This is a genomic window from Rhodanobacter umsongensis (assembly GCF_042654965.1).
GTDB classification, from domain to species: Bacteria; Pseudomonadota; Gammaproteobacteria; order Xanthomonadales; family Rhodanobacteraceae; genus Rhodanobacter; species Rhodanobacter umsongensis.
In genome coordinates this window covers 1-19,262 of the sequence record NZ_JBHSMK010000005.1, presented here as the reverse complement: position 1 = coordinate 19,262, position 19,262 = coordinate 1, and the positions used below count along the sequence as shown (strand labels likewise).

General features: G+C 66.2%; 21 protein-coding genes and 4 tRNA genes. 20 read left to right on the top strand and 5 right to left on the bottom strand.

Annotated elements, in window-relative coordinates; translation table 11 throughout:
• Nucleotides 1-21: 21 nt before the first annotated feature.
• From ACFPME_RS09270 to ACFPME_RS09255, 4 genes are all read left to right on the top strand, one after another.
• Complete coding sequence (locus tag ACFPME_RS09270) at nucleotides 22-807, top strand: acyl-CoA thioesterase (protein ID WP_377304453.1); 786 nt, start codon at nucleotides 22-24, stop codon at nucleotides 805-807.
• A gap of 470 nt (nucleotides 808-1,277) precedes the next feature.
• On the top strand, nucleotides 1,278-2,036 hold the full coding sequence (locus ACFPME_RS09265) for a hypothetical protein (protein ID WP_377304451.1): 759 nt from the start codon (nucleotides 1,278-1,280) through the stop codon (nucleotides 2,034-2,036).
• A gap of 204 nt (nucleotides 2,037-2,240) precedes the next feature.
• Nucleotides 2,241-2,726: a hypothetical protein gene (locus ACFPME_RS09260; RefSeq protein ID WP_377304448.1), complete on the top strand. Its 486-nt coding sequence runs from the start codon at nucleotides 2,241-2,243 to the stop codon at nucleotides 2,724-2,726.
• A gap of 446 nt (nucleotides 2,727-3,172) precedes the next feature.
• Nucleotides 3,173-3,415 (top strand): hypothetical protein, encoded by a 243-nt coding sequence (locus tag ACFPME_RS09255; protein ID WP_377304446.1) that lies wholly within the window; start codon nucleotides 3,173-3,175, stop codon nucleotides 3,413-3,415.
• Nucleotides 3,416-3,454: 39 nt separating this feature from the next.
• On the opposite strand, the gene ACFPME_RS09250 is transcribed toward ACFPME_RS09255, so the two are convergent.
• Both ACFPME_RS09250 and wrbA read right to left on the bottom strand, forming a co-directional pair.
• Nucleotides 3,455-3,829, bottom strand: a complete 375-nt coding sequence (locus tag ACFPME_RS09250) for a DUF2069 domain-containing protein (protein ID WP_377304444.1) — start codon at nucleotides 3,827-3,829, stop codon at nucleotides 3,455-3,457.
• Entirely contained in the window at nucleotides 3,826-4,428 is a 603-nt protein-coding gene (wrbA, locus tag ACFPME_RS09245; protein WP_377304442.1) for an NAD(P)H:quinone oxidoreductase, read from the bottom strand. Before wrbA ends, ACFPME_RS09250 begins: the two co-directional genes overlap by 4 nt.
• Before the next feature lie 104 nt (nucleotides 4,429-4,532).
• Here wrbA and ACFPME_RS09240 point away from each other — a divergent pair, with 104 nt between their 5' ends.
• Genes ACFPME_RS09240 through ACFPME_RS09230 form a run of 3 tightly spaced genes read left to right on the top strand, consistent with a single transcriptional unit; the run spans nucleotide 4,533 to nucleotide 6,566 of the window.
• Nucleotides 4,533-5,810, top strand: a complete 1,278-nt coding sequence (locus tag ACFPME_RS09240; protein ID WP_377304440.1) for a YihY family inner membrane protein — start codon at nucleotides 4,533-4,535, stop codon at nucleotides 5,808-5,810.
• Nucleotides 5,807-6,286, top strand: a complete 480-nt coding sequence (locus ACFPME_RS09235) for a TlpA family protein disulfide reductase (RefSeq protein WP_377304438.1) — start codon at nucleotides 5,807-5,809, stop codon at nucleotides 6,284-6,286. Before ACFPME_RS09240 ends, ACFPME_RS09235 begins: the two co-directional genes overlap by 4 nt.
• A 13-nt stretch (nucleotides 6,287-6,299) precedes the next feature.
• Nucleotides 6,300-6,566, top strand: a complete 267-nt coding sequence (locus ACFPME_RS09230) for an acylphosphatase (protein ID WP_377304436.1) — start codon at nucleotides 6,300-6,302, stop codon at nucleotides 6,564-6,566.
• Nucleotides 6,567-6,569: 3 nt separating this feature from the next.
• On the opposite strand, the gene ppk2 is transcribed toward ACFPME_RS09230, so the two are convergent.
• The 3 genes from ppk2 to hemA all read right to left on the bottom strand — a co-directional run bounded on the left by ppk2 (nucleotide 6,570) and on the right by hemA (nucleotide 9,883).
• Nucleotides 6,570-7,334 carry a polyphosphate kinase 2 gene (ppk2, locus tag ACFPME_RS09225; protein WP_377304433.1) on the bottom strand — a complete coding sequence of 255 codons (765 nt, stop codon included), beginning with the start codon at nucleotides 7,332-7,334 and terminating at the stop codon, nucleotides 6,570-6,572.
• Between the two features lie 102 nt (nucleotides 7,335-7,436).
• Entirely contained in the window at nucleotides 7,437-8,516 is a 1,080-nt protein-coding gene (gene prfA / locus ACFPME_RS09220; RefSeq protein WP_377304431.1) for a peptide chain release factor 1, read from the bottom strand.
• 92 nt (nucleotides 8,517-8,608) lie between these two features.
• Nucleotides 8,609-9,883, bottom strand: a complete 1,275-nt coding sequence (hemA, locus tag ACFPME_RS09215) for a glutamyl-tRNA reductase (RefSeq protein ID WP_377304429.1) — start codon at nucleotides 9,881-9,883, stop codon at nucleotides 8,609-8,611.
• Nucleotides 9,884-9,979: 96 nt separating this feature from the next.
• Here hemA and ACFPME_RS09210 point away from each other — a divergent pair, with 96 nt between their 5' ends.
• The 13 genes from ACFPME_RS09210 to ACFPME_RS09150 all read left to right on the top strand — a co-directional run.
• Nucleotides 9,980-11,731: a tetratricopeptide repeat protein gene (locus ACFPME_RS09210; protein WP_377304427.1), complete on the top strand. Its 1,752-nt coding sequence runs from the start codon at nucleotides 9,980-9,982 to the stop codon at nucleotides 11,729-11,731.
• Nucleotides 11,728-12,330 carry a lipoprotein insertase outer membrane protein LolB gene (lolB, locus tag ACFPME_RS09205; RefSeq protein WP_377304425.1) on the top strand — a complete coding sequence of 201 codons (603 nt, stop codon included), beginning with the start codon at nucleotides 11,728-11,730 and terminating at the stop codon, nucleotides 12,328-12,330. The genes ACFPME_RS09210 and lolB overlap by 4 nt, the downstream gene beginning before the upstream one ends.
• A gap of 71 nt (nucleotides 12,331-12,401) precedes the next feature.
• The gene (gene ispE, locus ACFPME_RS09200; protein ID WP_377304423.1) at nucleotides 12,402-13,802 is read left to right on the top strand and encodes a 4-(cytidine 5'-diphospho)-2-C-methyl-D-erythritol kinase; all 1,401 of its coding nucleotides are present in this window, start codon (nucleotides 12,402-12,404) and stop codon (nucleotides 13,800-13,802) included.
• Nucleotides 13,803-13,858: 56 nt separating this feature from the next.
• Nucleotides 13,859-13,935: transfer RNA gene (locus ACFPME_RS09195), tRNA-Gln, on the top strand.
• 51 nt (nucleotides 13,936-13,986) lie between these two features.
• Nucleotides 13,987-14,928 (top strand): ribose-phosphate diphosphokinase, encoded by a 942-nt coding sequence (locus ACFPME_RS09190; protein ID WP_377305403.1) that lies wholly within the window; start codon nucleotides 13,987-13,989, stop codon nucleotides 14,926-14,928.
• A gap of 114 nt (nucleotides 14,929-15,042) precedes the next feature.
• Nucleotides 15,043-15,738 (top strand): 50S ribosomal protein L25/general stress protein Ctc, encoded by a 696-nt coding sequence (locus tag ACFPME_RS09185; RefSeq protein WP_377304421.1) that lies wholly within the window; start codon nucleotides 15,043-15,045, stop codon nucleotides 15,736-15,738.
• A gap of 53 nt (nucleotides 15,739-15,791) precedes the next feature.
• Nucleotides 15,792-16,394: an aminoacyl-tRNA hydrolase gene (gene pth / locus ACFPME_RS09180; protein WP_377304419.1), complete on the top strand. Its 603-nt coding sequence runs from the start codon at nucleotides 15,792-15,794 to the stop codon at nucleotides 16,392-16,394.
• A 91-nt stretch (nucleotides 16,395-16,485) separates the two neighbouring features.
• On the top strand, nucleotides 16,486-17,574 hold the full coding sequence (gene ychF, locus ACFPME_RS09175; protein ID WP_377304417.1) for a redox-regulated ATPase YchF: 1,089 nt from the start codon (nucleotides 16,486-16,488) through the stop codon (nucleotides 17,572-17,574).
• A gap of 527 nt (nucleotides 17,575-18,101) precedes the next feature.
• A complete protein-coding gene (locus ACFPME_RS09170) occupies nucleotides 18,102-18,590 on the top strand; it encodes an acyl-CoA thioesterase (protein WP_377304415.1) in 489 nt (162 codons plus the stop codon).
• Between the two features lie 93 nt (nucleotides 18,591-18,683).
• A tRNA-Tyr gene (locus ACFPME_RS09165) sits at nucleotides 18,684-18,769 on the top strand.
• An 18-nt stretch (nucleotides 18,770-18,787) separates the two neighbouring features.
• A tRNA-Gly gene (locus ACFPME_RS09160) sits at nucleotides 18,788-18,861 on the top strand.
• Nucleotides 18,862-18,982: 121 nt separating this feature from the next.
• Nucleotides 18,983-19,058 (top strand) — tRNA-Thr (locus ACFPME_RS09155).
• A 78-nt stretch (nucleotides 19,059-19,136) separates the two neighbouring features.
• On the top strand, nucleotides 19,137-19,262 hold a 126-nt coding region (locus tag ACFPME_RS09150; protein ID WP_229730253.1), incomplete at its 3' end, for a GTP-binding protein.

Sequence of the window (19,262 nt, the reverse complement as noted above, 5' to 3'; positions counted from 1 at the left end):
TCCCCGGCGCAGGCACCACCCATGCGATTTTCCGAAGCGATGCAGACGGTCGCGCGTCATGGCGACGGCTGGCAGGCCACCGTGAGCGAGGACTGGCTGCAGGGGCGCAGCGCCTTCGGCGGACTGCAGGCGGCACTGGCACTGCGCGCCATGCGCGAACGGGTACCGGCGGACATGCCGCTGCGCACCCTGCAGGTGACGTTCATCGCGCCGGTGCCGGCCGGCAGCGTGGCCATCCGCGCGCGGCTGCTGCGCGCAGGGCGCAGCGTCATCCAGGTCGAGGCCAGCCTGTGCGACGGCGAACAGACGCTGTGCCGGCTGCTCGGCGTATTCGGCAGCGCGCGCCCCTCGGCGCTGGACTTCCAGCCCGAACAACCGCCCGTCGTGGCGGCGACGCCGCAGGAGCTGCGCTACGTCGAAGGCCGCATGCCCGCCTTCACCCAACACTTCCGCGCCCGCTGGCTGCGCGGCGACCTGCCATTCAGCGGCGGCCGCCAGCGCGACAGCGTGCTGCAGCTTTCCCTGCGCGACGACGGCCCCGTCGACGAAACCCACGTGCTCGCCTTCGCCGACTTCATCCCGCCGATCGCCCTGTCGATGTTCGCCGCGCCCATCCCCGGCAGCTCGCTCACCTGGATGCTCGAACTGCTGCGCGACCGCTACGACGATCTGGGCCTGGACGACTGGCGCGTCGACGCCGAACTGATCGCCGCCCGCGACGGCTACACCAACCAGAGCGTGATGCTGTGGGGGCCACGCGGCGAGCCGGTGGCGTTGAGCCGGCAGAGTATGGTGGTGTTCGGGTGAGGCGGTTGGAGTTTCTCGCGTACGGCATTTGCGCTGTGACGCACGTAGAAAAACTACGAGACTGGAGGGCGGGGCCGGTTGCATCAAGAGGATCAAGTCGTTGATTCGACTTGATTGCCATTAGAGTGTCTGAGTAATGGTGCGAGATAGGCTGCGGGATTAGACTGCAGCTTGGAATCTATATGGCGTTAGACGTTGTTATGGACCATCTAATCGGCCCGAAGAAGACTCTGCCGCGGCACGAAGCCGGGTCCACTGAACTCATTGGTGGGACCGGCCCAATCACAGCAATGTGTTCTATCGGGAGCTTCTTGGAGATATATAAGCAAGACAAAACCTTTCATGTCCAAACACCTGAGTCCATCGATCCCGAGGAAACGAACCCAAACGCACCTTGGGTCACTGCGCCAGTATCTGATGTGGGTTCCTCAAGCTTGTCCGTGGCGAGAGTGCTGCTGCAGTCTCGAGACATGCTCAACGTCGCAATGATCCGCGGCTCAATTGATAAGCCAGCAGTTATTTCGGCGCTTCACGCCTGCAAAGAATCACTTGTTTCGTGCGAGCAGTATGTGCAAAAGGTCACGGATGGAATTAACTCCATCGCCAAAACCATCACTGCTTCCGGGATACCTCGAGACAATGGCGGGCGTGGTCTAAACCCCTTCCCGCAGGTACCCTCGCTTGACCTGGAATGCGGCAATTTTCTAGGTCAAGTTAATCGCGTCATAAAGTTGGTTTGCGAGCTGCCGCTGCAGTTCCTCCCGCTATCCCGGAAAGATAGCAATTTCGAGCATCTTGCTCGCAGGCTTCGCGGCGAGTACAGCGCCGGACATGCACTGATTGACTTCGTTGAGGCAAATGCCGCAGGCGTGCGGTATCTCATAGACTTGCGCAATTTTCACGAGCACCCCGGAAAGACAAAGACCATCATCCGAAACTTTCATGTCTTGCCGGAGGGCAGCGTGGGTCCACCCTACTGGCACCTCCAAGGCGAGAAGTCTAGCGAGCCGCGTGCAATTGCATGGGAGATGCCTGCTGTCGTGGAATTCATGCGCGACATGGCGGAGGCCATGTTCATACACTTACTCATGTGTCGTCTTGAAACAAACTTACCGTTCTTCGTCGAGCAGGTGCCTGAGACAGAGATCAATGCTTCACTGCCAATTCGCTACCGGCTCTCAATTGATTTCTCGCGCCTTCAAGCAGCTGCCGCGGACGACAACGTCTAACATTCGTCCAAGCCGACACCGCCTCGCGGCGCTGCTTAATTTCAGCGTTGAATACTCGCCTGACTAAACCGCCGGGATCGGCACACACCTACACCCCATCCTCCTCCCCCTACATCGCCTATCACCCCAACCCCACGCCCCCTCATTGCTACGCTCCCTTCGCCGCCGACTTGGCGGCTTTTTCTTGATGCGAAGGAGCGTTTCATGAGCCATGACAACCGTATTTCCGCCGTGCTGTCGGATGAGGATGTGGCGACGGTGCAGGGGGCGTTGACGGCGATCCGCGGGGTGCTGCCGTTTCTGGTGACGCTGTCGGCGCAGGAGCGGCGCGAGTTGCCGAAGATGGGGCCGAAGTCGATCGGCTTCGACGAGAAGTGCACGACCTACATGGGCAACCGGGCGGAGTTCGTGCCGGGTTTCGTGGAGCTGGCCGAGGTGCAGAAGGATCGCACCCTGCGCGCCCAGCTGCTGCGTTTTGCGGCGGAGCTGCAGACGCTGGCGACCAGCGTGGACGACACGGTGCAACTGGTGTCCAGCGAGGTATGGATGGCCGACCTGGCCTACTACCAGAGCGTGCGCGAGGCGGCGCACCGCAGCCGCGCCGGCGCGCAGGATATCTATGACGACCTGCGCCAGCGCTTCCCCGGCACGCGTGCCGGTCAGGCCACACCGGAGCCGGCAACCGCCTGAGCAGCCAGGCCCGGCGGGCGGCGCCAGCCGTTTCCCGCCGGGTGTCGGATGCCCGACGCCGGGTATCGGAGCGTCGGCGCCGGGTATCGCGCCATCCCAGCCGACGGCGCGGCAGTCTCCGCCGAGGCTTCGCTTATCCCCGCCGATGGCGGCGCACCCGGCGCCGGCAGTTCAACACTCCCCGCCGGGTATCGGCACATCCCCGTCGAGGGTTTTTGCCTCCCCGCCGACTGGCGCGACATCGGCGCCGACCATGGGCCTGTTGGCGCCGGACATCATGCTATCGGCGCCGGGTGCTGGATAGTCGGTGCCGACTGCCGCCGCACTCGACGTCGAGTGGCGTTTCAATCGACGCCGACCGAAATCGGGCGAGGGCGGCGCCGGATTGATCCCGCTTCCAAGGTGCGCAGAAGCACCGCCATCCCACTCCAGCCGCGAGACCCTCCATGACCGATCCCATCGAGCCGGTGACCAACGACAAGATCTACGGAATGATGGCCGCCCTGCAGGTATCGCTGCGGGCGCTGACCAAGTCGCACCCGAATCCGGCGGCGCTGATCTACGAGTTTCACCTGGAGCATGAGGAGACCTACGCGCTGCTGGTGGCGCAGGACATCCCCGACAGCGTGATCGAGTCGTATCGCAGCATGCTGCACGCCATCTCGCCGAACACCGACATCGCGCCCTGACTCCCGTGCGGTAAGCGCCAGCCGGCGCGACGCCGCGGCTCAGCCGTGCGTTGGCGGCGTGGGCGGGCGCCGCTTCACCCCGGCGCCCAGCGCCGCGATCAGCAGCACGGTCAGCGCGATTTCCGCGATCGCCAGCCAGCGCTCGCCCGCCGAGCTCCATGCCTCGGACACGCCGTGGCAGAAGTAGAACAGGCTGAGGATGCCGACCCAGAGCAGGGCGCGGCGCACGTCGCGCAGGGCGAACAGGGGCAGCAGCAACGGGACGACGGTGATCGCGAGTACCAGGGTCAGCGGCAGGCTCTGCGGCGGCACCAGCCACGCGTGCCAGGCGAGTTGCAGCACGACCAGCAAGGCCCAGGCGGCCAGGCCGATGCGGTAGACGGGCAGGATGGGCGCGCGCGTGGCGGCCGTCATGATCTGTCCGCCAGTCGACGGGCCACGTCGGCCAGCCGCCGGCCGAGTGCGCGGGCCAGTTCGCGTTCGTGCTCGCTGATCGGGTTGTCGCCGCCGGCGCCGGCGACATGGCTGGCGCCATACGGCGTGCCGCCGCTCTGCGTGCTGGTCAGCGCCGGCTCGGTGTAGGGCAGGCCGACGATCAGCATGCCGTGATGCAGCAGCGGCAGGGCCATCGAGAGCAGGGTGGATTCCTGGCCGCCGTGCATGGTGCTGGTGGACGTGAACAGCGCCGCCGGCTTGCCGGCCAGCGTACCGCTGGCCCATTCGGCGCCGGTGGTGTCGAGAAAATATTTCAGCGGCGCGGCCATGTTGCCGAAGCGGGTGGGGCTGCCCATCGCCAGGCCCGCGCAGTCGAGCAGGTCCTGTCGGGTCACATAGGGCGCGCCGTCCTCCGGCTCGGGTGGCTGGGCGATCTCGGTGACGGGCGCCACCGGCGGCACCTGGCGCAGGCGCGCAAGCACGCCGGGGACCTCCTCGACGCCGCGCGCGACCAGCCGCGCCATCTGCGCGGTGTGGCCGCTGCGGCTGTAGTAGAGGACGAGGATTTCCAGGGTCATGCGGCGGCGCTCACGGCTTTGGGACATTCATCGGCAATACGCTAGTGTACCGACCGATGCCCGCCAAGTTGGCGCGGGGTGGTGCCGCCAACGCAAGGATAACGATGGTCAGACGCTTCAATCGCGAACGCACGCTGAGCTTCAGCCGCTTCATCTGGCAGCGCTTCGTCGACGACAAGTGCTTCGAGACGGCGGGTGCGCTGTCGTACACCACCCTGGTCTCGCTGGTGCCGCTGACGGTGGCGGTGTTCGCCATGTTCTCGGCGTTCCCGGTGTTCCAGCCGGCGCGCGACACGCTGATCAATTTCGTGTTCAACAATTTCGTGCCGTCGACCGGCGAGGCGGTGCAGGCGACCATGCTGGGTTTCGCCGCCAATGCCAGCAAGCTCACCGGCATCAGCATCCTGGTGATGCTGTTCAGTGCGCTGGCGATGATGATCAGCATCGAGGACCGGCTGAACCGGATCTGGCGCGTGCACCAGCCGCGCGGCTGGGGCTCGCGCCTGCTGCTGTACTGGGCGGCGCTGACGCTGGGGCCGATCCTGGTGGTGGGCGGCATCGCGGTGACGTCGTACGTGACCGCCGCACCGCTGCTGCACAGCGCCGCCGACCAGTTGGGCGGCATCGCGCGCAGCCTGCTGAGCACGCTGCCGTTCCTGGTGACGTTTTTCACGTTGTGGCTGATGTACTCGGTGATCCCGAACTGCAAGGTGTCGCGCCGCGATGCGGCCATTGGCGCGCTGCTTGGCGCGGTGCTGTTCGAGATCGCGCGCTGGGGCTTCACCGTGTTCGTGCAGCAGGCGCAGACCTATCAGCAGATCTACGGCGTGCTGGCGGCGATCCCGATCTTCCTGCTGTGGATCTACATGTCGTGGGTGATCGTGATCCTGGCCGCGTCGATCGCCGCCTCGGCCTCCGCGTTCGAATATCACCCGCCGATGGAAACGCTGCCCGAGGGCGCCGAGTTCCTCGGCCTGCTGGTGGTGCTGCGGCATTTCGTCGACGCCCAGCGCGCAGGCGGATGCGTCGACCCGGCCACGGTGCGGCTGAAGGAGCCGTACCTGCGCAGCGCGCTGATCGCCGCCTATTTCGATGATCTGCAACAGGCCGACCTGATCCAGCGGGGCGAGGCTGGCGGCTGGCTGCTCTGCCGCAGCCTGGACAGCACCGACCTGCTGCGCGTTTACCGCCACACCGACTATCGCCTGCCGCTGCAGCCGGTGCAGGAGGTTGCCGCGCTGGGCATGGACTTGCCGCCCGAATTGCTGGCGATGCTGGCGGAGCTGGCATCGGCGCTGCAGGCCAGGCTCGGTGTGCGGCTCGACCAGATCTATCCCCCGACGGCCGATCCCGCCGCCGACACCAAGGAGCTCTTCCCATGAACCTGTCCGCAACCGGCCCGGCCATCGCCCTGGTCCTGGGGCTCGCGTGCATCGCGCCCGCGCGGGCGGCGATGCCGGCCCGGCCGACGCTGCACGTCACCACGCTGGACGGCAAGACCTTCGACCTTGCCGCGCAGCGCGGCAAGTGGGTGATCGTCAACTACTGGGCGACCTGGTGCGTGCCGTGCATCAAGGAAATGCCGGGCATCTCGCGCTTCGTCGCCGCGCACAAGAACGTGGTGGCGATCGGGCTGGCGTACGAGGACAGCGAGCCGGCCGACATCAAGGCGTTCCTCGTCAAGCACCCGGTGGTGTACCCGGTCGCGCAGGTGACGCTGGACCAGCCGCCGAAGGATTTCGACGAGCCGCGCGGCCTGCCGACCACCTATCTGATCAGGCCGGACGGCAAGGTGACCAAGCCCATCGTCGGCCCGGTCACCGAGACGTCGCTGGCGGCGCTGATCGGCCAGCCGTGATGGGTACGCCGTGATGGCGAGCGCGTGTTTCATCGTCAGCGGCCGCGTGCAGGGCGTGTTCTATCGCGCCAGTACCCGCGAGCAGGCGTTGCGCCTGGGCCTGGCCGGACACGCGAGGAACCGGCCGGATGGCCGGGTCGAAGTCGTGGCCTGCGGGCCGGCGGATGCGCTCGATGCGCTGGAGCGCTGGCTGCGGCAGGGGCCGCCGGCGGCGCGGGTCGAGGCGGTCAGTCGCGAAGCGTTGCCCGAGCAGGATCTGCGCGGGTTCCATACCGGCTGAAGGTCAGAACGTATCCGGCACGCGCGCCACCTGCGCGGTGACGTGCTCGGTTTCAGGCTTGCCCTTGAGCTTGGGCAGCTTCGGCTTGGGGATCGGCTCGTCGTGCAGCGGCACCTGCTGCAGCAGGTGGCGGATCAGGTTGACCTGGCCTCGCTTCTGGTCGTTGAAATCAACCACGAACCACGGTGCATGCTCGCGCTGGGTGCGTTCGATCATCACGTCGCGCAGCTTGCCCAGTTCGACGTACTTCTGGCGGGCGACCAGGTCGACCGGCGAGAGCTTCCAGCGTTTCAGCGGATCGTCGGCGCGTTCAGCGAAGCGCTTTTCCTGCTCGGCCTGATCGACCGTCAGCCAGTACTTGAGCACGATGATGCCGTCGTCGGTGAGCAGCTTCTCGAAGGCGGGCACGGCGTCGAGGAAGGCCTCGTACTGCGCTGTGCTGCAAAAGCCCATTGCCGGTTCCACCACGGCGCGGTTGTACCAGCTGCGGTCGAACAGCACGAGCTCGCCGGCACTGGGGAGGTGGGCGACGTAGCGCTGGAAATACCATTGCGTGGTCTCCTGCGCGCTCGGCTTCGGCAACGCGGCGATGCGGTAGCCGCGCGTGTCCAGGCTCTGCGTGATGGCCTTGATGGTGCCGCCCTTGCCGGCGGCGTCACGGCCTTCGAAGATCACCAGCAGCCGTTTGCCGCTGCAGTGCAAGCCATGCTGCAGCCGGATCAGTTCGAGCTGCAGTTCCTTCATCGCCTTGCGGTAGCGCTTGCCCATGGGATCTCCAGCTGCTGCAGGTTCCAGAATCTCGGGACTCATCTTGTCGACTGCCGCCAGAGGATGCCGGACAGGTTATCCCGCTCCGCCGTGACGGCGCTGTCAGTGGTCGCCGAGCGCCTGCAACTGGTCGGCCTGGTGCTCGCGGGTCAGCGTGCCGATCAACTCGCCGAGGTCGCCCTGCATGATCTCGGCGAGGCTGTAGAGGTTCAGGCCGATCCGGTGGTCGGTGACCAGATTGTCCTTGTAGCGATACGTCCGGATGCGCTGGCTGCGATCGCCGGTGCCGACCTGCAGCCGGCGGGTCTCGGCCTGCTCGGCACTCTGCTTGCTGCGTTCGGCGTCGAGCAGGCGGGCTTTCAGCAGGCTCATCGCGCGGGCACGGTTCTTGTGCTGGCTGCGCTCCTCCTGGCACTCGACCACCGTGCCGGTCGGCAGATGGGTGATGCGGATCGCCGAATCGGTCTTGTTGACGTGCTGGCCACCCGCACCGGAGGCGCGGAAGGTGTCCACCTTCAGGTCGGCCGGATTGATCGGTACGTCCTCGATCTCGTCCAGCTCCGGCAGCACCGCCACGGTGGCGGTGGAGGTATGCACGCGCCCCTGCGACTCGGTGACCGGCACCCGTTTCACGCAGTGCGTGCCGGACTCGAATTTCAGCTGCGAGTACGCGCCGCCACCCTCGACGCGGGCCACGATTTCCTTGTAGCCGCCATGCTCGCCGGCATGCTCGCTGAGTATCTCGACGTGCCAGCGGCGACCCTCGGCGTAGCGCAGGTACATGCGGAACAGGTCGCCGGCGAAGATCGCCGCCTCGTCGCCGCCGCTGCCGGCGCGCACCTCCAGGTAGAGGTTGGCCTGGTCGCGCGGGTCCTTCGGCAACAGCAGCAACTGCAACTGGCCGTCCAGATCGAGCAGGCGCTGTTCCAGCCGCAGCAGGTCGTCGGCGGCCATCTCGCGCAGTTCGGGGTCGTCCAGCATGGCGCGGGTTTCCGCCAGCTCGCGCTCGACCTGCTCATGCTCGCGCAGCGAGCCGGTGACAGGTTCGAGCTGGGCATACTCCTGCGAGAGCGCGCGGAAACGGCTGTTGTCGGCGTGCACGTCCGGTTGCGACAGCAGCCGGCCGATTTCCTCGTGGCGCTCGGCCAGTGCTTCGAGCTTGCGGCGGATCGATGGGGTCATGGGGGCAGCAACGGTGGGCGAGGGAGGCGCGGCGGGCAGGCGAACCTTGCCGCGGCGAATGACGATGGGACAGCGGCAGCCAGCCGCCCTCGCTATGCGTCCCGCTTCGCTTGCTCTTCATCCAGCCCGTACAGCCGGCCGGCGGCGTGCAGCAGGTCGAGGTCGCCGCTCAGCGCGGCCTCGCGCAGCCTTGCGCTGGGATGATGCAGCAGCTTGTTGGTGAGCGTGTTGGCGAGGAACGCCAGCGCCTCTTCCGGCGACCTGCCGTGAGCCAGCATCGCGCGGGCCTTGCCCAGCACTTCGTCGCGGTAACCCTCGGCATGCTGGCGCATGTCCAGTGCGGGGTTCCTCACGGTCAGCGCGCGGCGCCAGGCCATGTACCGATCCACCTGCAGGTCGATGATCGCCTCGGCGTCGTGCGCGGCGGCGGCGCGCGAGCGGCGGTTGTCGTCGATCACCTGGTGCAGGTCGTCGATGCCGTAAAGGTAGACGTCCGGCAGGTCGCGCACGGCATCTTCGATGTCGCGCGGCATCGCGATGTCGACCATGAACATCGGCTTGCGTTTGCGCGTGGCCATCGCCTGCTCGACCATGGCGCGCGTCACGACCGGCTGCCGCGCGGCGGTGGAGGAAATCACGATGTCGGCCTCGGCCAGGTGCTGCGGCAGCTCGGCCAGCGATATCGCATAGCCGCCATAGCGGCCGGCCAGCTCCTGTGCGCTTTCCAGGGTGCGATTGGCCACGATGAGCCGCCGCGCCTGTTTCTCCGCCAGGTGGCGGGCGGCCAGTTCGATGGTGTCGCCGGCACCGATCAGCAGTACGCAAGCCTGCTTGATGTCGGCAAAGACCTGCTCGGCCAGGCGCACGGCGGTGAACGCGACGGAAACGGTATGAGCGCCGATGCGCGTGTCGGTGCGAACGCGTTTGGCCACCGCAAAGGTGTGCTGCAGCAGCCGGTCCAGCGGTGCCTTCAACGACTGCGCGTCACGCGCCTGCTGGTAGGCGTCCTTCACCTGGCCGAGGATCTGCGGCTCGCCCAGTACCATCGAATCCAGCCCGGTGGCGACGCGGAACATGTGGCGCACGGCATCGCCCTCGTCGTGCCGATACAGGAACTCATCCAGTTTGCCCGGGGTCAGACGATGATGACGGCTCAACCACACGCGCGGGATGTCCTCGGCCCCGGCCGTCACGCCGACATACAGCTCGGTGCGATTGCATGTGGACAGGATCATCGCCTCCTCGACCCCCGGCTCGCGGCTCAGTTCGAGCAGCGCCTCGCCGGCGGCGTCCATGTCGAACGCCACCTGCTCGCGCAGGCTGACCGGCGCGGTGAGGTGATTGAGCCCGAGGGCGATCAGCGGCATGGTGTGGGAGGCATCTCGGCGGCAGGGGGCGGGCGACGTAGGCTAAGCTTGGCGGCGCGTGCCGGTGAGGACAGGTGCGGTCGAAACGGGCAACGTATGGAGAGTAGTGTGCGCAGCGGGTCAGCCAAGTTCAAGCAAGTGCGGCATTTTACGGCAGTAGCGCTGCTGGCGCTGGGACTGGGTGCCTGTGCCGCCGCAGCGCGGCGCCCGGCGCCGCAGGCCACGGCCACGCCGCAGCCGCTGGCGCGGCTGGTGGTAGCCACGCCGGATGCCGACCACGACGCCATGGCCCAGCTGATGGCCGGCGAGATGGCGCTGAACCATTCCGACCTGAAGGCGGCATCGGAGCACTACGGCAAGGCGATGGCGTTGAGCGGCGACCCCAAGGTGGCCGAACGCGCCGCCGGCCTGGCCATCGCCATCCACGACAGTGCGGCAGCCCAGCGTGCGCTGGATCGCTGGCAGGTGCTGGGCGCGAAGCCGGCTGAGATGGCGAAGGCGCGCGCCGAACTGGCGCTGGATCATGGCGATGCCGACGCGGCCCGCCAGCAACTGGAACTGCTGACGGCCAGTGGCGCCAAAGATGCGTGGCGCCAGTTTGGCCGCGTGCTGGTGGGCGCACGCGACCAGGCCCAGGCCGGCCGCCTGCTGGAGGCGCTGGCCACCCCGCAACGGTTGCCGGGCGACGCGCAGGCGTGGCTGGCGATGAGCGAGCTGGGCGACAAGTTCGGCCGCCACGGCTACGCCGTGCGGATCGCCGACGCGGCGGTGCAGCGCTTTAAGAGTGCCGAGACCTACGTCTGGGCGGCGCAGATGAAGTTCACGGACGGCGATCGCGACGGTGCCCGCGCGCTGCTGCAGAAGGCGCTCGCCCGGCAGCCGAAGAACGCGCGCCTGCGGCTGGCCTATGCCGGCATGCTGAGCGAGGCCGGTGACTATGCGGGCGCGTCCAGGCTGCTTGAGCGGGGCCCGCAGGATGCCGAGACCTACGCGCTGCGGGCGGGGCTTGCCGCCCACAACAAGGACGGCAAGGCGTTGGCGGCGCTTTATCGGAACTTGCAGAACGCATCGCCCGAGGTGCGCGAAAAAAGCGCGTATCTGCTCGGCCAGCTGGCCGAGATGCAACATCGCGACGCCGAGGCGCTGGGATGGTATGGCCAGGTGGGTGACAGTGATCCGCATGCGTTCGATGCCGACCTGCGCAGCGCGGTGATCCTGCATACGCAAGGCAAACTCGCCCAATCGCATCGATTGCTGGAACAGCTGCAGATGGATTCGCTGGATCAGCCGGCGCAATTGCGCCAGGCCTGGCAGGCCGACGCCGAGCTGTATCTGGCGGAGCAGCAGTATGCCAAGGCCCAGACGGCGTTCAGCCGCGCCCTGCAGGTGATGCCGAACGACCCGGGCCTGCTGTACGGCCGCGGCCTCGCCTATGCCGACGGCGGCCTGATCGATCTGGCGGTGAAGGATTTCCAGCAATTGCTGAAGATCAAACCCGGCGACGTCGATGCCAGCAATGCGCTGGGCTACACGCTGGCGGATGCGAACCGCGACCTGCCCACGGCCGAGCGATTGATCGGCGCCGCGCGCGCGGCCAAACCGAACGACCCGGCCGTGGCCGACTCGTGGGGCTGGCTGCAATACCGGCTGGGTCACCTGGAAGAAGCCGCGCAAACCCTGCGTGGCGCGTGGGCCGCGCGCCAGGACGCCGATGTCGGCGTGCATCTGGGCGAGGTGCTGTGGAAACTGGGCCGCCGACAGGATGCGCGGAAAGTCTTCGACGACGTGCGCAAGCTCGAGCCGAACAGCCGCAGCCTGCAGGAAACCTTGAAGCGATTGCAGCCATGAAGCCGGTTTTGAGGATCTTCGCAGCCGCGCTGCCGCTGCTGCTCGCCGCCTGCGTGCCGCCCGTGCGCATGAAGGGCGATGCCGGCCTGTTCAACGCGCAGCGGGCGCGCGAGAGGGCGCTGGCCCACGCCGATCATTGGACGCTGCAGGGCCGGCTCGGCGTGTCCGATGGCAAGGATGGCGGCAGCGGCAGCTTCAGCTGGACGCAGAACGGCGACCGCTACGAGTTCGTGCTGCGCGGGCCCATCACCGGCAAAAGCTTCCGGTTGAGTGGCGATGCCGCCGGCGCCATGCTGGAAGGTCTCGATCCAGGCCCGCTGCGCGGGCCGGACGCCGAGGCACTGATGCGCAAGGCGCTGGGCTGGGAAGTGCCGCTGCGCGACCTGCGCGCCTGGGTGCTCGGCTTGCGCGCCGACGGTGGCCCGGCCGAACTGGATTTCGGCGTGAATCGGCTGCCCTCGCTGCTGCAGCAGGACGACTGGACGGTTGATTACCGTGAATGGGACACCACCAGGTCGCCGCCGCTGCCGACGAAGGTGTACGCGCAAAGGCCACCCTACAAGGTGAAGCTGTCCATCGAGTCGTGGCAGTTCCAGTAAACCCGTCGCCCGACCGGTCGTGTCGGCCTTTGCCTCCGGCGGCCGACCCGTCGCGCACCTGCGGAATCACCATGGCGATCCACATCGAACATGCAGATCCGAGTCAGGTCGACGCCCTGTGTGCGATCGAGCGCAAGGCCGTGCAGTTGTTTCGCGGTCATCCGGCATGGGCCAGTTACTCGGCGATGTCGATTCCGCCGGAACTGCTTCAGCAGGCGATCAGTCGCGGCCTGGTCTGGGTGGCCCTGAACGAGGCGTGCCTGCCGGTCGGGTTTGTCTGGCTGGATACCGACGCCGGCGGCGGCGTCATCGGCATCGCCGATATCGACGTATTGCCGGATTACGGTCAGCGCGGCATCGGCGCGGCCCTGCTGGAACACGCCTGCGCGTGGGCGCGGGGCGCCGGTTATCGGCGTGTCGATCTGGGCACGCTGGCCGAGGTGCCCTGGAACGCGCCGTTCTACGCGAAACACGGCTTCGCCATGGTCGACAAGAGCGACCCGGCGTTTGCCTATGCGCGCGAGCGCGATCGCGAGAACGGACTTCCCGAGCACCTGCGGGTTTTCATGAGCCGGTCGTTGTCCGCGCCCGTACGCGACGAATGGACGGTGTGGCCGGCGCCAGCCAAGGTGAACCTGTTCCTGCGCATCGTCGGGCGCCGGCCGGACGGCTACCACGAACTGCAGACGGTGTTTCGCCTGCTCGACTGGGGCGACGAGATCCGCCTGCGCCTGCGCGATGACGGCGAGATCTGCCGCCTGCACGACGTGCCCGGCGTGCCTGCCGACAATGATCTGATGGTGCGTGCGGCGCTGCTGCTGCAGCGGCATGCGGGCGCGGCTGCCGGCGTGGACATCGAGGTGGACAAGCGCATACCGATGGGCGGCGGGCTGGGCGGCGGCAGCTCCGATGCGGCAACCGTGCTGGTGGCACTGAACTGGCTGTGGCAGCTGGATCTGGGCGACGATGCGCTGGCCGAACTGGGCCGTCAGCTCGGTGCCGACGTGCCGGTGTTCGTGCGGGGGCGCTCGGCCTGGGCCGAAGGCATCGGTGAAAAGCTCACGGTGCTGGCCCTGCCGCCACGCCACTATGTGGTGCTGGACCCGCACGAGCCGGTGCCGACCGCCGCGCTTTTTCAAGCGCCTGAATTGACACGAAATGCGCCGCGGGCGACAATTTCATCCTTTGTTTCCGGTGAAACGACGGAAAACGCCTTCACGCCGGTGGTGCGTGCACGGCACCCGCGGGTGGCGGCGGCACTGGACTGGCTCGACGGTTTCGGTCAGGCGCGACTGTCCGGCAGCGGCGGTTGCGTGTTTCTCGAAACCGGTTCGCTCCATCGGGCATGCGCTGTGGCAGCGCAATGTCCGGCGGCATTCACGGCGCGGGTGGCCACGGGTGTCGAGGTTTCACCGCTGCAGGATGCATTGGCGCGCCACCGGGGCGCGGATCGGGCGGCACGCACTACCTGACGGTCGCGGGCATCGCGGCTGTCGACAGAGACAGATACGAGCGAACACACATTTACTGGGGCGTCGCCAAGCTGGTTAAGGCACGGGATTTTGATTCCCGCATACGCAGGTTCGAATCCTGCCGCCCCAGCCATTTCATGATGGTCAAGTTTTCGAGGTAGCTTAAGTGGACACGTCCACCCCGATGATGCTGTTTACCGGTAACGCTCATCGCGCATTGGCCGAGGATGTCGCCCATCGGCTGGGCGTGCCGCTGGGCAAGGCGCTGGTCGGCACGTTCAGTGACGGCGAAGTGCAGATCGAGATCGAGGAGAACGTCCGCAGGCAGGAAGTGTTCGTGCTGCAGCCGACCGGCGCGCCGAGCGCGGTCAACCTGTTCGAACTGCTGGCGCTCACCGATGCGCTCAAGCGCGCCTCGGCCGCGAGCGTCACCGCGGTGATTCCGTATTTTGGCTATGCCAGGCAGGATCGCCGGCCGCGCTCGGCGCGGGTGCCGATCACCGCCAAGCTGGCCGCCCGCATGATTGGCGCCGCCGGGGTCGACCGGGTGTTGACGGTGGACCTGCACGCCGACCAGATCCAGGGCTTCTTCGATATCCCGGTCGACAACGTATATGCCTCGCCGGTGCTGCTGGCCGATATCTGGCGCAGCCACAGCATGGACGACCTGATCGTGGTCAGCCCGGACGTCGGTGGCGTGGTGCGTGCGCGTGCGATCGCCAAGCGCCTGGATGATGCCGATCTGGCCATCATCGACAAACGCCGTCCGCGGGCGAACGTATCCACCGTGATGAACATCATCGGTGACGTGGAAGGCAAGACCTGCGTGATGGTCGACGACATCGTCGACACGGCCGGTACGCTGTGTGCCGCAGCGGCGGCGCTGAAGGAGCGCGGCGCCCGCAAGGTGGTTGCCTACTGTGTGCATCCGGTGCTGTCGGGTGCGGCGGTCAGCAATATCGAAGGCTCCCTGCTCGACCAGCTGGTGGTCACCAACACCTTGCCGCTGCGCCCCGAAGTGCAGGCCTGCGCCAAGATCCGCCAGCTTTCGGTCGCCGAGCTGCTGGCGGAAACCATTCGCCGCATCGCCTTCGGCGAGTCGGTGAGTTCGCTGTACGTGGATTGATCCACTGATTCCCGCCGTGGCGGCCCAGCCGTCCGGCACCACCGGCTTTTCTGGTCGCGGAAAAGTCATGCAACCGCCGCGAGGCGGTTCTTAAAAAACCTAGGTAGCAACGAAATGTCCAAGACTCATGAAATCAAGGCGCAAAGCCGCAAGGACGAGGGGAAAGGTGCGAGCCGCCGCCTGCGTCGTGCCGCTTACGTGCCGGCCGTCGTGTACGGTGGTGACCAGGCTCCGGAGAGCATCCAGATCGAGCACAACACGATCCTGCTCGCCGCCAAGCACGAGTGGTTCTTCTCCTCGGTGCTCGACCTGAACGTCGATGGCAAGGTGCAGAAGGTGCTGGTGCGCGACTGGCAGAAGCACCCGTTCAAGCAACTGATGATGCACATGGATTTCCTGCGCATCGACGAGAACGCGAAGGTTCGCGTGAACGTGCCGCTGCACTTCCTCAACCAGGAAACCTCCTCCGCCGGCAAGACTTCCGGTGTGGTGATCTCGCACAACCTGACCGAGGTGGAAATCCTCTGCCTGCCGCGGGATCTGCCCGAGTTCATCGACCTGGATCTGGGCTCGCTCAAGGCGGGCGACATCATCCACCTGTCGGATCTGAAGTTGCCACCCAAGGTCGAGTTGCCCGCGCTGCAGCTGGGCGAAGCGCACGACATTCCGGTGGTCACGGTGAACGTGGTCAAGGAAAGCGCTGCGGACGCCGCCGAGGACGCCGCTGCCGAGGCCGAGGCCGAGGCGAACAAGGCGGCGGCTGCCAAGCCTGCCACCAAGGCCGCCCCCAAGCCTGCCGACAAGAAGTAAGTCATGCAGTCCCGCGCTCGCATCGAGCGCGGGACTCGCCTGGCTGGCTGCCCATGGCTGGACTGCAACTCATCGTCGGACTGGGCAACCCCGGTGCCGAATATCTCCGAACCCGGCACAATGCCGGGTTCTGGTTTGTGGACGCTCTCGCCAGCGGGCAGGGTGAGCGCTTCGGTTTCGACGGCAAGCTGCACGGCGAAAGCTGCCGCGTGCGCATCGGCAACCAGCAGGTATGGCTGCTCAAGCCGGCCACTTTCATGAACAAGAGCGGCATCGCCGTGGTATCGGCGTTGCGCTATTACAAGATCGAACCGGAACAGTGCCTCGTCGCGCATGACGATCTGGATCTGCCTGCGGGTACCGTACGAATGAAATTCGACGGCGGCCACGGCGGCCAGAACGGTTTGCGCGACATCATGGCCCACCTGGGTCACGGCAAGTTTCATCGCCTGCGCGTAGGCATCGGTCATCCCGGTCATCGCGACCAGGTGACGCCGTGGGTGCTGGGGCGGCCGTCGGCGCAGGACGAGAATGCGATCCTCGACGGTATCGCGCGCGCCATGGACGTGCTGCCGCTGGCGGTGGACGGCCAGTTCGACAAGGCGATGCAGCTGCTGCATACAACGGGAACAGGGAACGGGGAACGGGGAACATAGACGCTCGCTCCATGCTTGCAGCGCTCACGTCTCCCCGGACTTCATTTTCCTCGTTCCCCGCTCCTATTCCCTGTTTCCCCGGAGTTCCATCATGGGCATCAAATGCGGCATCGTCGGACTGCCCAATGTCGGCAAGTCCACCCTGTTCAACGCGCTGACCAAGGCGGGTATTGCGGCGGCGAACTTTCCGTTCTGCACGATCGAGCCGAACGTCGGGGTGGTGCCGGTGCCGGACCCGCGGCTGAATGCTCTGTCCGCGATCGTCAATCCGCAAAAAGTGATCCCGACCGCGGTGGAGTTCGTCGACATCGCCGGGCTGGTTGCCGGGGCATCGAAGGGTGAAGGCCTGGGCAACAAGTTCCTGGCGCACATCCGCGAAGTCGATGCGATCGCCCACGTGGTGCGCTGCTTCGAAGGCGACGTGATCCACGTCGCCGGCAAGGTCGACCCGATCTCCGACATCGAGACCATCGATACCGAACTGGCGCTGGCTGACCTGGAATCGGTGGACAAGGCGTTGAACCGCGCCGAACGCGCGGCCAAGGCCAACGACAAGGAAGCCATGGCGCGCAAGCCGGTGCTGCAGAAACTGTCGGCGGGCCTGAATGAGGGGCGGTCCGCGCGCAGCTTGGGCCTGGACGAGGAGGAGAAAGCGCTGGTGCGCGACCTGTTCCTGCTCACCCTGAAGCCACTGATGTACATCGCCAACGTCGCCGACGACGGCTTCGAGAACAACCCGCTGCTGGATGCCGTGCGCGCTCGCGCCGCCGCCGAAGGCGCCGAAGTGGTGCCGGTGTGCGCCTCGATCGAAGAGGAAATGGCGCAACTGGAAGACGCCGACCGCGACGAGTTCCTCAAGGACATGGGCCTGGACGAGCCGGGCTTGAACCGGGTGATCCGCGCCGGTTACAAGCTGCTCGACCTGCAGACCTATTTCACCGCCGGCGTGAAGGAGGTGCGCGCATGGCAGGTGAAGCGCGGCGCCACCGCGCCGCAGGCCGCCGGGGTGATCCACACCGACTTCGAACGCGGCTTCATCCGCGCCGAGACGGTCGGCTACGACGACTTCATCCAGTACAAGGGCGAGGCCGGCGCGGCAGCGGCAGGCCGGCTGCGCAAAGAGGGCAAGGACTACGTCGTGAAGGACGGCGACGTGCTGCATTTCTTGTTCAACGTCTGAAGTGCTGCCGTCCGAATGGTCTGGCGGTCGGGGTGCCTTGCCCGGTCTCCCGCCGCACGCTGCCGAGGTGGGCATCGAGTTCCTGCGGGCAGAAAGACCTCGTTCGCCGGCACCGCCTTGACGATGTCGAACACCTCGCGAACCTGAAGCTGTGGATTCAGCCACAGGGGTTCCGCCGCGGGCGCGCACGCTCTTGCCGACCTTGGCGAAGCTGCGCAGTCCGCTGCTGACGCATGCCACCTGGCCGGCCGTCGGCTTTCTGCGGCATGCGCTTGCAGCGGTCGAGTGCATCGAACCGGTCCGGCCGCTGATTCTTGACGCAGACCTCGCTGGCCGGGCGCTGGCAAAGTGATGCCATCGGCCTGCGCGGCGTCGGCGAGGTTCGCTGCGCAAGGCCGCTGGCAAATCCCGCTGTTTCCCTCTGGCATCCCGCCATGGGGCAGGCGGGCCGCAAACCGGGTTCCGGTGCGGGCGCGTACGCGCAGTCAGGCATAATTCGCGGTTCGGATTCCGCCCGCGAGACCCCCATGCCCGGAAAACAGCACGAAGTGACATTCCGCTTTCTCGCCCAGCCCACCGACGTCAATTTCGGCGGCAAGGTGCACGGCGGCATGGCGATGAAGTGGATCGATCAGGCGGGTTATGCCTGCGCGGTAGGCTGGAGCGGGGCGTATTGCGTCACCGCCTCGGTCAGCGGGATCCAGTTCGTCGCACCGATCCTGATCGGCGATCTGGTCACCGTGCGCGCGCGGCTTATCCACACCGGCACCAGCAGCATGCACATGGCGGTCGATGTGCTGACGCGCGACCTGCGCAAGGACGAGCAACGCCTGGCAACCAGTTGCGTGATGGTGTTCGTGGCGCTGGACAATCCGGATGGCAAGCCAACCCCGGTACCGCACTGGGAGCCGCGCGACGACAACGAGCGACGGCTGCAGGGGCAGGCGGAACAGCTGCTGAAGTTGTCCAAGGGCATGGAGCAACTGGTCGATCTGCGCGCGGCTTCGCCGGACTGACGATATCCGCGGAAAATCGCTTCCGCGCGGGGAATCGGCGCCGCAAGGTGTTGACAGTTCGGGACCTGATCCACACAATACGCGTTCTTTGTTGGAGGGATACCCAAGCGGCCAACGGGGGCAGACTGTAAATCTGCTGGCTTACGCCTTCGGTGGTTCGAATCCACCTCCCTCCACCAGCAAGTGTTCCGCGCAGGGCGGGAGTAGTTCAATGGTAGAACATCAGTTTTCCAAACTGATTACGCGGGTTCGATTCCCGCCTTCCGCTCCATTGCGCTGCAACTGCCTCACAGGTCGACCATTGCAGACAACGCAGAAGTCGACGCTTTTTGAATTGTCCAGCACGGATGCTGGTCTGTTCGTTGCCGTCATGGAGGACGGCTGAAGTTTCTGCTCATGTAGCTCAGTCGGTAGAGCACTTCCTTGGTAAGGAAGAGGTCACAGGTTCGATTCCTGTTATGAGCACCATTCCACTCGGCCTCACGGTTGACGCCCCCTGAGGGCAGGTTCCTTTCAATTCATTGACTCCATCGGGGTTTAGCGCGCATGGCAAAGGGTAAATTCGAACGCACCAAGCCGCACGTCAACGTCGGCACGATTGGTCACGTGGATCACGGCAAGACGACGCTGACGGCGGCGCTGACGAAGGTCGGTGCGGAACGTTTCGGTGGC